General features: G+C 54.8%; 13 protein-coding genes. 7 read left to right on the top strand and 6 right to left on the bottom strand.

What is annotated here, in order from left to right:
- Position 1 precedes the first annotated feature (1 nt).
- Genes rph through Ga0123462_RS01745 form a run of 3 tightly spaced genes read right to left on the bottom strand, consistent with a single transcriptional unit; the run spans position 2 to position 1,977 of the window.
- Positions 2-718, bottom strand: coding sequence for a ribonuclease PH (gene rph, locus Ga0123462_RS01735; RefSeq protein WP_100264715.1), 717 nt, complete (start codon positions 716-718; stop codon positions 2-4).
- Positions 719-720: 2 nt separating this feature from the next.
- Complete coding sequence (locus Ga0123462_RS01740) at positions 721-1,446, bottom strand: DsbC family protein (RefSeq protein ID WP_100264716.1); 726 nt, start codon at positions 1,444-1,446, stop codon at positions 721-723.
- A 39-nt stretch (positions 1,447-1,485) separates the two neighbouring features.
- The gene (locus tag Ga0123462_RS01745) at positions 1,486-1,977 is read right to left on the bottom strand and encodes a TlpA family protein disulfide reductase (RefSeq protein WP_157821231.1); all 492 of its coding nucleotides are present in this window, start codon (positions 1,975-1,977) and stop codon (positions 1,486-1,488) included.
- An 80-nt stretch (positions 1,978-2,057) separates the two neighbouring features.
- On the opposite strand from Ga0123462_RS01745, the gene Ga0123462_RS01750 reads away from it, so the two are divergent.
- The 5 genes from Ga0123462_RS01750 (at position 2,058) to ftsY (ending at position 5,964) form a co-directional block, all read left to right on the top strand.
- Entirely contained in the window at positions 2,058-2,456 is a 399-nt protein-coding gene (locus tag Ga0123462_RS01750; protein WP_100264718.1) for a hypothetical protein, read from the top strand.
- 110 nt (positions 2,457-2,566) lie between these two features.
- Positions 2,567-3,664 (top strand): hypothetical protein, encoded by a 1,098-nt coding sequence (locus Ga0123462_RS01755; protein ID WP_157821232.1) that lies wholly within the window; start codon positions 2,567-2,569, stop codon positions 3,662-3,664.
- Positions 3,665-3,805: 141 nt separating this feature from the next.
- Positions 3,806-4,279 carry a copper chaperone PCu(A)C gene (locus Ga0123462_RS01760; protein WP_157821233.1) on the top strand — a complete coding sequence of 158 codons (474 nt, stop codon included), beginning with the start codon at positions 3,806-3,808 and terminating at the stop codon, positions 4,277-4,279.
- 113 nt (positions 4,280-4,392) lie between these two features.
- Positions 4,393-5,043 (top strand): hypothetical protein, encoded by a 651-nt coding sequence (locus Ga0123462_RS01765; RefSeq protein WP_100264721.1) that lies wholly within the window; start codon positions 4,393-4,395, stop codon positions 5,041-5,043.
- A gap of 27 nt (positions 5,044-5,070) precedes the next feature.
- On the top strand, positions 5,071-5,964 hold the full coding sequence (gene ftsY, locus Ga0123462_RS01770; RefSeq protein WP_100264722.1) for a signal recognition particle-docking protein FtsY: 894 nt from the start codon (positions 5,071-5,073) through the stop codon (positions 5,962-5,964).
- Between the two features lie 78 nt (positions 5,965-6,042).
- Here ftsY and acnA read toward each other — a convergent pair whose 3' ends face one another.
- Positions 6,043-8,697 (bottom strand): aconitate hydratase AcnA, encoded by a 2,655-nt coding sequence (gene acnA, locus Ga0123462_RS01775; RefSeq protein WP_100264723.1) that lies wholly within the window; start codon positions 8,695-8,697, stop codon positions 6,043-6,045.
- 136 nt (positions 8,698-8,833) lie between these two features.
- Between acnA and Ga0123462_RS01780 the strand changes: the two genes are divergently transcribed.
- Positions 8,834-9,376, top strand: a complete 543-nt coding sequence (locus Ga0123462_RS01780) for an NAD(P)H-dependent oxidoreductase (protein WP_100264724.1) — start codon at positions 8,834-8,836, stop codon at positions 9,374-9,376.
- A 24-nt stretch (positions 9,377-9,400) separates the two neighbouring features.
- Here Ga0123462_RS01780 and Ga0123462_RS01785 read toward each other — a convergent pair whose 3' ends face one another.
- Both Ga0123462_RS01785 and Ga0123462_RS01790 read right to left on the bottom strand, forming a co-directional pair.
- Complete coding sequence (locus Ga0123462_RS01785) at positions 9,401-10,738, bottom strand: POTRA domain-containing protein (RefSeq protein ID WP_100264725.1); 1,338 nt, start codon at positions 10,736-10,738, stop codon at positions 9,401-9,403.
- Positions 10,739-10,837: 99 nt separating this feature from the next.
- On the bottom strand, positions 10,838-11,428 hold the full coding sequence (locus tag Ga0123462_RS01790; protein WP_100264726.1) for a histidine phosphatase family protein: 591 nt from the start codon (positions 11,426-11,428) through the stop codon (positions 10,838-10,840).
- A 94-nt stretch (positions 11,429-11,522) separates the two neighbouring features.
- Here Ga0123462_RS01790 and folE point away from each other — a divergent pair, with 94 nt between their 5' ends.
- Positions 11,523-12,125, top strand: coding sequence for a GTP cyclohydrolase I FolE (folE, locus tag Ga0123462_RS01795; protein ID WP_100266433.1), 603 nt, complete (start codon positions 11,523-11,525; stop codon positions 12,123-12,125).
- Positions 12,126-12,142: the final 17 nt, after the last annotated feature.

Here is a 12,142-nt window from a genome sequence, read left to right on the forward strand (position 1 = left end):
TTCAGGCGGCAGCTACAGCGCTTCTCTGATATTCAGCAAGATCGTGAATACCTTTATCTGCGAGCTTTTTCAGTGCCATGAACTGATCCCAGTGCAGGGGCCTGTCTTCTGCCGTGGCCTGAACCTCGATGACACCGCCATCTTCGGTCATGATGAAGTTGGCATCCATTTCAGCCTGAGAATCTTCAGAGTACTGGAGATCAAGCAGGGGTGCGCCATCCACAAATCCACAGCTGACAGCGGCAACCTGACCGATGATCGGATCCGACTTGAGAACGCCCTCTGCAAGCAGCCTGTTGATTGCAATGCGCAGTGCCACCCATGAGCCGGTAATGGCTGCAGTGCGCGTACCGCCATCCGCCTGCAGCACGTCGCAATCGATGCTGATAGAGCGGGGGCCGAGTGCTTCAAGGTCCACAACTGCCCTGAGTGAGCGACCAATAAGTCGCTGAATCTCCACGGTTCTTCCCCCCTGCTTGCCTCGAGCTGCCTCGCGGCCGCCGCGAGTATGGGTGGCCCGTGGCAGCATGCCGTATTCAGCAGTCACCCACCCTTTTTCGGTATTCCTCAGGAATGGGGGCTGTTTCTCTTCGACGCTTGCCGTGCAGAGCACGCGGGTATGGCCGAAGGAGATCAGGGCACACCCCTCCGCATAGCGATTGAACGATGTGTCGATGGAGATCGGGCGGAGTTCATCCGCCTGGCGGATTTCGCGCATAATTAATCCTTTTGCATTCCGTTTTCGAGCCATGTTTTCATATCAGCTGCCGATTTGACACCCGATGCCATGCGCCCGTCACCGGCAATGAATGTCGGAGTGCCATTGATGTTCAGTCTTTGGGCAAGGGTCTGGATATCATCAATAGGGGTTTTGCATCTGGCAGCTTCTGGCACAAACCTCTCCAGCATCACCTTCTGCAGCATGCTGTGCTGCTCCTTGCTGCACCAGATCGCTTCTGATTTGGCTCGGGCATTCGGGTGAAGCTTCTCCAGCGGATAGAGGAAGGTATAGACGGCCACACCTTTCAGGTCGACCAGCTCTTTCTCCAGTTTGCGGCAGTAGGGACAGTCAGGGTCGGTGAAAATGGCCAGTTTCAGCTTCGCACCCCTGTCGCCGGAGAGAATGGCCTTGTCCAGTGGCAGTTCACTCCAGTCGATGCGGTTGATCTGCTCCTTGCGCTCGCTGGTCAGGTTTTTTCCCGCCGCGGTATCGATAAGGCTTCCACCCAGTACAAAGTATTTTCCCTGGGCATCGGAGTAGAAGATGTTTCTGCCGCTGCGCACCTCGAACAGCCCCTCTATCTGGGTTTTGCGCACTTCATCCACACGCTCGACATGCAGCAGTTCTGCTGATTTTTGAGCGATCGCGTGAATATCAGCATTGCCAGCGGCAGCCGAAGCGGCCGCAGGAACCAGAAAAGATATGAGTAAGAGAAACAGGCGCATAAAACCTCCGCGGATTGAATGATATAGCATCATGATGGATCAGTGGCCGCTGTGAAGGGGGGCGCTCTGCACCTCCGGGAGTAGAACTTCAAGCAGTTGATCGGAAAATTCACTGTTTTTCCAATCCCTGGGGCCACGGTGTATCTGGCTGATATCCCCATCGGCATTGATAACGATGGTGGTTGGGAGGGCCTGAGCCCCCAGCTTGCGTGCCTGAATCTCATCGCTGAGCAGGAGGGCTGTTTCAATGCCGGTCTCGTTGAGGAACTTTTCCGCATTCTCCGTTTTCTGATCAAGTGAGACAGAGAGGACCTTTATATCGGGGTGGTTGCTGACCCACTCGCTGTAAGCAGGCATTTCGGCGCGGCACGATGGACACCATGAGGCCCAGAAATGAACCAGAACAGGTTCACCCTTTAGCTCATCAAGCGAATAGGTGGTGCCACTTTCATCCATCCATTTGAAATCGGCAGCATGGGCTGGCACCCATGAGAACAGCACCAGCATCAGTGCCGCAAACCAGCGAATCATACTCATCTCCTACCCGGCACCTTCAGCCGGAAGAACCGGAATCTTGCAGATAATGGCATGGCACGCCATCATTCCGCGCCATGCGAAAAGTACTTGCTATATTCCTTGCTGCAACATTGCTGTGCGTAAGCTCTGTTCCGGCATTTGCGGAAGCGGCAAGTTGTGCCGGCCCGGAGGTCGCTGCCATAACTGCGGGCGGTGAACATGCCATGCATCACGATGACGGGCTTGATGAGGCCCATCTTGGGCATGATCACTCTGCAGGACTCTCGGCAGACTGGCAGAAGGACCGTATCGAGTGCGGCTGCGGATGTCATCGTAGTGTCGATGCTTTGCCCCATTTGCTGGCGCCACATACCTTTACTTCAATAAACCTTGAAACCGGGGTCGAGTCCCGTGAGGCTCCATTCAGGCTTGAAGTTGCACTTGTCTGCAGTACTCCGCGTATTCCCATTCCGCCTCCACAATCTATTTCCTGATTTTCTAAAACCCGGATGCCGTCCTCAGGATGGCCCGTTTGCGCGTGCTGTCGGGCAGTTATGCCTGTTCGCCTGCGCTGTTAATCATTAAATATATTCTGGAGAAGAACATGAAATTCGTAAAATCTCTGGCCATCGCGAGTGCGCTGGCTCTATCAACTATTTCTGCCGGACAGCAGGCTTATGCCAGCGAGTGCGGCCTCTCATGCTGTATCGCCGCAGGCGTTGACGGTATCGGTTCGGCAACCGGCCTGACTGTATCCCTGCAGTACGACACCATGCTGATGAAAACCAACAAGCGGGGCACCAACGAAATCACCCCTCAGCAGATTATCAGTAATCAATTGGCTGGCACTGCAGGCATGTATGCGGTATCGAACAGCATGACCATGCAGAAGATTGCTGCCAACTTCGCCTACCGCATGGATGAGGACAACGCCTTCGTGCTGACCGTTCCCTATATCATCAACGATATGGAGATGATGATGGGCATGAAGATGATGCCGATGTCTCCCATCGTATATTCCCTCAACAACATGGATACGATCGAGGGTCTTGGCGATATCTCGCTGCTCTATCTGCGCGATGTCTACAAGGATGCCGATATCCGTACACGTCAGCGCTTCTCGGTCGGTGTAGGCATTAAAGCACCAACAGGCGCCTCCAAAGCGCGTACTCGAAGCGGCCACCTGGTTCATATGATGATGCAGGCGGGTACCGGTTCCTGGGACGGGCTCTTGATCGCAAATGGCACCATGGCTTTCGGCGAACATGAGGATGGTGGTGCCCAGTGGCTTGTTTCCCCATCTGCAACCTATCACATGACCACCCGTAACTCGCTCGGCTATAAGGTTGGCGACCGTCTTAATGTCGACCTCTCTACCCGCTACCGTGTTACCTCCAAGTTCAATGTGAAGCTTGACCTGAATGGCGTCTACTCTCAGAAGGATAGTACCGATGGCACCAAAGATCCGAACTTTCTCAATAATATGATGGTACCTGCAGCCTATCAGCGGACCGTCAATGTGCTTGATAATGTGAATAATACCGGTCTGGCTTCTCTCTTTGTTTCACCGGGATTCCAGTGGATTGTTGCTGATGGCGTAACCCTGAGTGGTGAATACCGTATTCCGGTTTATCAGGACGTAAGGGGTATTCAGCAGGTGACCGATAACTGGTTCTTCCTGCGTGCGACTGCAGCATTCTGATTGGGAGGGCAGGCCGGAGTGAGGCTGTGTATCAGTCCGTGCGCTGCCTGCATCATGGCGCGTAAAGTGCGCGCCATATAAAAGTTGAGAAAGTGGGGTAGTGTTTCACTGCCCCACTATTCCAGAGAAATGAGGATGACTATGAAAGTTAAAGTTTTACTGCTTGCAGCACTGATGTTGCTGATGCCATCGCTGGCCGCAGCTGAGATAACTGTTGAAGATGCCTGGGTTCGCATGCCGCCACCTGTTGCTGATACGGCTGCTGGCTATCTCACCCTGAAAAACAGTGGTGACCACGATGTCGAGGTTGTCTCCGTGGAGAGCGATGCCGCGACCAAGCCCGAGTTTCACAGCATGTCGATGCATGACGGCATGATGCATATGATGAAAATGGACAAGGTGATCATCCCTGCCCATGGCGAACTGAAATTCGAGTCGGGAGGCAATCACCTGATGTTAACAGGCCTGGCTCGCCCCCTGAATGCCGGTGATCATGTGATGCTGACTATCAAAACCGCAGATGGCGGCTCGGTGATGGTTCATGCAGAGGTTCGTGATGTACGCATGAAGGATTCGAATGATAGCGATCACGGAGGCCACCATCACGGCCACTGATTGATTTTATCCGCCTGAAGGCGGATGCGTATTGAGTGGATGGCGGAGATTACGATTTGATGTAATCTCCGCCATATCTTTTTTCAGGTCATGATAAGTATATGGAGGGCAAAATGAGACTGCTTTATTCGCTTATGATCGCCCTTTGCCTGTCCGCCCTGAGCGCCTGCGATATTGATCGCCATGAAATGCATGACGCGCGCCAGAACCTCTCCCAGACCATTAAGCTGCATCACCTGCATATGCTGATTAACCACTCCCTGCAGATGGCAACACAGGGGGCGGATATGAACCTGCAGGGGATAGAACATGGTCCCGCCATGCTGGTGAAAGCATCCGGGCTGCTAGAGCGTGCCATGACAGGCCCTGAAATGGCGAGTATGCATAAATTTGGCGGCGCTACGGCGCCGCTAATGAAAATGACCCATGAGCTTGCAGCCAGAGCAACTACGCTGATTGAAGCCATGAAGAAGCTCTCTACCCTGAGCGGGGATAAGGGGGCGATCCGGATGCTCAACCATGCCGTCGAGGTGGCGGCAACCGGCAGCAGCCTGATTATGCTGGGTCAGCAGGGAATGGCTGGCGATATTGATGCTGTAATGGTCAACCACGGGCAGATGATGCTGGGGGAAGCATCAGGTCTGCTGCGCGATATTTCAGGCGCTGATGAATATCGGAGTCTTGTTGCTGATGTGGTGAATATGCTGATCGGTATACCGGACATGCCTGTCGACCAGGGTGAAAGTCAGCCCCAAGGCGGCTGACCTGCAACATATTTTAGGGGGAAATTTATGTCTTCGTTCTTTTCCAGGCTGAAAACAGGGCTTTCGCGCAGCCGAGATGCACTCTCACAGATGGTGCCGGGCGGCTCCGTCGATGCCCTCTCCGAGGAGGAGTGGATCGATATCGAGGATGGGCTGATTATGGCCGATTGCGGCGGCGAACTTTCGGGTGAACTGGTGGCCAAGGCACGAAAGCGTCGTGGTGGCTCGGTGCGGGCATTGAAGGAGTCGATGCTCTTGATGCTGCCTGAGTTGAAACCCGTAAATGAACCTTCCAGCGGTCCGTTTGTGCTGCTTGTGGTCGGCGTGAATGGAACCGGCAAAACCACGACGATTGGCAAGATTGCTACGATGTTCCGTAAGCAGGGGAAATCGGTGCTGATCGGAGCAGCTGATACCTTCCGCGCTGCAGCTGTCGAGCAACTGGCCGTCTGGGTGGATCGGGCCGGCGCAGATATGGTGCGCCAGCATGAAGGTGCGGATCCGGCAGCGGTAGCCTTTGATACGATTCAGCGTGGAGTGGCGCGAAATTACGATGTGGTGATCGTGGATACGGCAGGGCGTGTGCAGACCGATCGTGGTCTGATGGATGAGCTGGCCAAGGTTCGTCGTGTGATTACCAAAGCATACCCGGAAGCGCCGCACGAGGTGTGGCAGGTGGTCGACGGCGGCACAGGCCAGAATGCCGTGGCTCAGGTTGAAAAGTTCCGCGAGGTGGCGGGAACATCAGGACTCATCGTCACCAAGCTCGATGGCTCCGGTAAGGGAGGCATCGTTCTGCAGCTTTCCCATAAGTTCGGCTTGCCTGTCCGTTATGTTGGTGTAGGGGAAGCACTTGAGGATCTCATGCAGTTTAATGCGGAGGAGTTCATCAGCAGCCTGCTGCCCGATCAGCCAGAATAGGGATCATTGGCTGTTCCATTGCCCGTAAAATAAAGAACCCCGCTTTTCAGCGGGGTTCTTTATGATGAAAAAATGTTATCAGTTTGAGGCGAGCTGACGCAGCACGTACTGCAGGATGCCGCCGTGCTGATAGTACTCGACTTCCTTCGGCGTATCGATGCGTACATCGACGATGAAGGATTTGATTGAACCATCCGGAGCGGTAGCGGTGACATTCAGCTCCTTTGCCGATCCATCTCCAATTCCAGTGAAGTCGTAAGACTCCTGGCCGGTCAGGCCGAGTGATTCAGCAGATTCGCCCGCTTTAAACTGCAACGGAAGAATGCCCATGCCGACCAGATTGGAGCGGTGGATGCGCTCATAGGTTTCGGCAATCACAGCCTGTACACCCTGAAGGCGCGGGCCTTTGGCTGCCCAGTCGCGCGATGAGCCGGAGCCATACTCCTTGCCTGCAATGACAATCGAGGCCACGCCTTCATCTTTATACATCATGGCAGCGTCATAAATGCTCATCTGCAATCCAGATGGCTGGTGCAGCGTTACACCACCCTCGGTTCCCGGTGCCAGTTTGTTGCGCAGGCGGATATTGGCGAAGGTGCCCCGCATCATAATCTCGTGATTGCCGCGACGGGAGCCGTAGGAGTTGAAATCCTTGGCATCAACGCCACGCTCCTGCAGGAATCGACCGGCAGGGGAGTCGGCTTTGATCGCGCCGGCTGGCGAGATGTGGTCGGTGGTGACCGAGTCGCCCAGCAGTGCCAGTACGCGTGCTCCCTTGATGTCACTGATCGGGTCAAGGTCGAAACTCATGCCCTCGAAGTAGGGCGGGTGCTGGATGTAGGTGGAGTCTGCATCCCATGCAAAGCGGTCGCCGCTTGGCGCTTGCAGATTCTGCCAGTTGGCATCGCCTGCATAGACGTTGCCGTAAGAGGCTTCGAACTGCTCGGCGGTGACACATGAGGCGACCACATCGGCCACCTCTTTCTGGGTTGGCCAGATATCCTTGAGGAAGAGATCTTCACCATCGCGGCCTTTACCGATCGGGTCGTTGTAGAGATCGATGTTCATCGTACCGGCAATGGCGTAAGCGACCACCAGTGGCGGGGAGGCAAGGTAGTTCATGCGTACTTCGGCATGTACGCGCCCTTCAAAGTTGCGGTTGCCGGAGAGTACAGAGGTGACTGCCAGATTGCCCTCTGCGATGGCGGCGGAGACCTCGGCAGGCAGCGGGCCTGAGTTGCCGATACAGGTGGTGCAGCCGTAACCGACGGTGTTAAAACCGAGCGCATCCAGATCCTGGGAGAGGCCTGCTCTGTCTAGATACTCGGTAACCACCTTTGAGCCGGGGCCCAGTGATGTTTTTACCCAGGGTGCCGCAGTCAGGCCGAGGGCAGCCGCTTTTTTGGCCACCAGACCGGCACCGAGCATCACCGATGGGTTGGAGGTGTTGGTGCAGGAGGTGATGGCGGCAATCACCACTGCACCATCATCAATGGTCACCTCTTCGCCGTTGATGGTCGTGGTGACAGCTTTGGTGGTGATGCCCGCTTCAGCTTTCACAGCCTCTACCGTCTTCTGGTAGACCGCTTTGGACTCGGTCAGTGCGATACGATCCTGCGGGCGTTTATGGCCTGCCAGTGATGGCACCACGGTGGACATATCAAGGGACAGATTTTCACTATAGATTGCATCAGGCGTATCTGCATCGCGGAACATGCCCTGCGCTTTGGCGTAGGCTTCGACCAGTGCAATATTCTCTTCGGAACGATTGGAGAGGCGCAGGTAGTTCAGGGTCTCCTCGTCGATCGGGAATATGCCGCAGGTTGCGCCATATTCAGGCGCCATGTTGGCGATGGTGGCCCGGTCAGCCAGCGGCAGTGAATCAAGCCCTTCACCATGGAACTCAACGAATTTGCCGACCACGCCGTGCTTGCGCAGCATCTCAACGATGGTGAGGACGAGGTCGGTCGCAGTTGCACCTTCCGGAAGCTCGCCTGTCAGTTTAAAGCCGACCACTTTGGGAACCAGCATGGAGACCGGCTGTCCGAGCATCGCAGCTTCTGCTTCAATGCCGCCTACGCCCCAGCCGAGTACGCCAAGGCCGTTGATCATGGTGGTGTGGGAGTCGGTACCGACCAGTGTGTCCGGGTATGCAACCCCCTCGTCATTAACGAATACGGTGCGAGCCAGAAATTCGAGGTTCACCTGATGTACGATGCCGCAACCTGGTGGTACAGCCTTGAAGGTTTCGAAAGCGTTCTGTCCCCATTTGAGGAAATTGTAACGCTCGCGGTTACGCTGGAATTCAATCTCTGTGTTTTTGGCTGCGGAATCAGCATGACCGAAGTTGTCTACCTGTACTGAGTGGTCGATAACCAGTTCAGCCGGGGCGAGGGGTTCGATCTTTCTGGTGTCGCCACCAAGGGCAGCCATCGCATCACGCATCGCGGCAAGGTCCACTACGGCAGGCACACCGGTAAAGTCCTGCATCAGAACGCGTGCTGGCATATAGGCGATCTCGTGGCTTGGCTCGGCCTTCTCATCCCAGTTGGCCAGAAAATTGATGTCATCGGCGGTCACGTTGATGCCATCTTCGCGGCGCAACAGGTTTTCCAGCAGCACCTTCATGGAGTAGGGCAGGCGACTTACATCCCCTGCGGTATCCAGCCGGTAGTAGGTGTAAGACTTATCGCCAACCTGTAATGAACTCTTTGCATCAAAACTGTTGCTCACTGGGCACTCCTGAAAATAGACATGTCACTAGAAAAAGAGGCTGCAATCTAGCGGCAGTTGAGCAAATTCTAAAGTGGATTGGTTTTTTCGCTGCAATCGGTGACAATGGCCGCATCGTGAGTTGCTGGAGGGGCGCGTGGACGTACTGATTGCTTATCATTCCGATTACGGGAATACCAAGAAGATGGCCGATGCCATAGCTGCAGGGATGAAGGTTGCCTCTCCACAGGTGTCGGTGAAGCTGCAAACGGCTGAAAATACTTCGCTGGACGATCTTGTTGCCGCCGATGTGGTGGTATTCGGCACTCCCGTGCATATGGGTTCCATGGCCTGGCAGCTCAAGCATTTGATTGATCGGGCCGGCAAGCTCTGGATGGAGGGTCTGCTGGAAGGAAAGGTGGGCGGCGTATTTGCTACGGGTGGCGGTTTTGGCGGAGCCGGTGGCGGCGTGGAAGCCACAATGATTTCACTGCATTCACATTTTCTCGAGCAGGGGCTTGTGACGGTCGGGTTTCCCAAATCACTTCCCGGTTATGCCGATGGTGGCCTGCAGTGGGGGCCGTATGGTCGTAGCGGTCACCATGACGGTATGCCGGGCTCGGTTTCCGAGGGTGCGCTTGCAGCAGCGCGCAGTTACGGGGCACACCTGGCCGAAGTGGCGGAAAAGCTGCTTAAGTAAGTATTAACCCTTGCAAACGCCTGGTTAGCGGTTTCGGCCCGCCTCATAAATGCGGATCGGAATGGCCTCGCCAAAGATTCGTGAAGGCAGGCCAACGGCAACCATTTTATAACCCTTGGCGCGGTAGAGCTTGCTGATCTCTGTTTTTGCCTCAACCAGATCGGCATACGATTTGCCAGTTCCGATATGCGCTTCGAGAAGTTTGTCGATGGCCGCTGTTTTAACTACTGAGTTACCGTAGACCTCAAAGCTGGCAATATTAAAGTTGCCGCTCCTCGCATCCCTTGCCGGAGCAGAAATATCTGAAGCCATCTCATTATCTGCCTGCTCCGCTTTAACAGGTTCAGCATGACTCACCGGTTTCTTTTTGGCGACGACAGATGTTTTCTCCTCAGTTATTTTCGCAATGCTTTTTTCGGACGGTCTTTTCTCAGATGGTTTTGCCGCCTCTGCGACGACCTGAACAGCTTCGGTCGCGGCTGGCTTTTGCAGGGCCGGCTTCTCTACCTCATTCGATACGACGGTTGGCATTTCAACAGCCGGTTCCGGACTCTTACTGACTGCCAGTTCAGGGACCGGTTTTTCGCCAGCTTCATTCGACTGTTCTACCGGCTGGAATGAATTATCAGCCTCTGTCCTTGCAGCCATGGATGCTGCAATCTGCTGTTGAACTTCCAGCTGTCTGGAAGGGTTCTCCTGTGTGGTCGGGGTGTTGTCATCCGGCAGGGAGGCAACAGCAAAGGTTTGCGGTTTAGTCTTTGCCGGGCGGGATATGACGGCTGCTGCAGGAGCACGCATTTTAGACTGGTCCGGGTAGGCGTTGATATCATCCTCATAGATCCTGATCATGACCATGTTATTGGCGGCTGGGGACGGCACTGCAACCGCGACACCCTTCAGTTCTGCCTTGCGGTAAGTGTTGATCACTGCGCTCCTGATGCTGAACAGGTCTTTCCTGTCTCTGCCTTCTCCCAGGAATCGTTGCAGTGCTTTTTCAATGGTTGTGGTATCAAGCAGGTTGTTGCCTTCAATCTCGAATGCGGCGATGTTGAAGGTTCCATCATTCGCTTTTTCAGCGGCAGGTTCAACAACTGTGCTGGCTGCCTCACCGGCTGCTTCGACCTTTGGTTCGGTGGTTTCAGGGTTCGCATTGTCAGCAGCAGTAGTCTCTTGTACGACAGTTTCGGCTGCCGGCGTGGCCGTGTCTTCAATGGCGGCGGATGTTTCGCTGTTCTCCGGTGAGGTCTGTGTGCCGCTTTCGGTTGCGGGTATGGCAGGCTCGCCGGTCTCGGCAGCCTGCAGATTAAAAGGCAGGGCAAGGGTAAGCAGGGCTGGAATTAAGCGATACAGCAAACGGTTCATATAACTCTCCGGCCGGGACTCGTTGCAGAGCACCGGAAACTCATTGTGGACGAAATTGTGGTGAATAACAGAGCGGCTTCCGTGTTTCGGGTCACGTTCTCAGGTGACTTGCCTGTTATGGAAAAGCAGTTCTGTTCTGCCCGACTCATGTGAAATGCGGCTCCAGCATGTATAGGGCATCGAAATCTGGCGTGAGGTTGCGATCGGGCCTCCAAGAGTGCGGGCGATGAGCAGGCGCATGAAGCCGGAGTGGGTAACGAGAAGCAGATGGCGCCCTTCATGGCTTTCACGGATTTCATGCCACCATTGATCGAGACGAACCAGCATCTCTTCGATGGATTCGCCACCAGGAGGTCTCATCCCCTCCGGATTTTCACGCCACTTTTCCAGAATGCCGGGATATCGCCGCTGAATCTCAGGGATGGTTTTCCCCTCCCATTCACCATAATGGATTTCAGCCACGCGCGGTTCGATAATGCAATCAATGCCGGCTTCACCGGCCCATGCGGTTGCAGGACCTGCACAGCGCGCAAGTGGCGAGGTGACAACGACATCGATCTTATCCCTGAGCTGCAGCCAGACGCGATTCATGCTTGTGCGGCCATCGGCGGTAAGCGGATCATCAATTTGCCCTCTGTATTTGATGCCGCCTTCAAGGGCACCGTGACGCAATATATCCATGGTCAGCATGGGGGCTCCTTATGCTTCTGCAGTTCAATTGGGTGTTGCAATTGCCCATAATGCGCTATGGTGCCCCGCAGAAAGAGAAAAGGAAGTGTATGCCGTGAGTGAAGACTTTGACCTGAACGATCCAATCAATATTGAAGGCATGAAGCATGTGCGCGGCTTGCTCGAATATATTGGCGAAGATGTCGGTCGTGAGGGGCTCAAGGAGACACCTGCACGTGTTCTGGCGGCCATGCACGAGCACTTCTCCGGTTATAAAGAGGATCCCCGTGATCACCTTGAAAAGACCTTTGAAGAGGTTGAAGGGTATGACGAGGTGGTGCTGGTCTCCGACATCGATGTTCACAGCCACTGCGAGCATCACATGGTTCCGTTTGTCGGCAAGGCGCATGTTGCATACATCCCGCGCGGCCGTGTAGTTGGTTTATCAAAGCTGGCGCGCGTCGTCGAAGGTTACGCCAAGCGCCTGCAGGTGCAGGAGAAGCTCACCATGCAGATCGCCAACGCCATTGAAGAGGTGCTTGACCCGAAAGGCGTAGCCGTAATTATCCAGTGCCAGCACTTCTGCATGTGCCACCGCGGTGTCCATAAGCCGAACTCCTGGACCACCACTTCAAAGCTGACCGGTGCCTTTATGAATAACCCCTCTTCACGTCTTGAGCTGTTTCAACTTATTGGTATGAATAAATCGTCAGACTGATTCTCCGCTATTTTCAG

This window comes from Mariprofundus ferrinatatus (assembly GCF_002795825.1).
Classification (GTDB): Bacteria; Pseudomonadota; Zetaproteobacteria; order Mariprofundales; family Mariprofundaceae; genus Mariprofundus; species Mariprofundus ferrinatatus.

Coding starts and splice junctions, on each gene's coding strand:
- rph (WP_100264715.1), bottom strand. CDS start 718: ATGCGCGAAATCCGCCAGGCGGATGAACTCCGCCCGATCTCCATCGAC.
- Ga0123462_RS01740 (WP_100264716.1), bottom strand. CDS start 1,446: ATGCGCCTGTTTCTCTTACTCATATCTTTTCTGGTTCCTGCGGCCGCT.
- Ga0123462_RS01745 (WP_157821231.1), bottom strand. CDS start 1,977: ATGATTCGCTGGTTTGCGGCACTGATGCTGGTGCTGTTCTCATGGGTG.
- Ga0123462_RS01750 (WP_100264718.1), top strand. CDS start 2,058: ATGCGAAAAGTACTTGCTATATTCCTTGCTGCAACATTGCTGTGCGTA.
- Ga0123462_RS01755 (WP_157821232.1), top strand. CDS start 2,567: ATGAAATTCGTAAAATCTCTGGCCATCGCGAGTGCGCTGGCTCTATCA.
- Ga0123462_RS01760 (WP_157821233.1), top strand. CDS start 3,806: ATGAAAGTTAAAGTTTTACTGCTTGCAGCACTGATGTTGCTGATGCCA.
- Ga0123462_RS01765 (WP_100264721.1), top strand. CDS start 4,393: ATGAGACTGCTTTATTCGCTTATGATCGCCCTTTGCCTGTCCGCCCTG.
- ftsY (WP_100264722.1), top strand. CDS start 5,071: ATGTCTTCGTTCTTTTCCAGGCTGAAAACAGGGCTTTCGCGCAGCCGA.
- Ga0123462_RS01785 (WP_100264725.1), bottom strand. CDS start 10,738: ATGAACCGTTTGCTGTATCGCTTAATTCCAGCCCTGCTTACCCTTGCC.
- Ga0123462_RS01790 (WP_100264726.1), bottom strand. CDS start 11,428: ATGCTGACCATGGATATATTGCGTCACGGTGCCCTTGAAGGCGGCATC.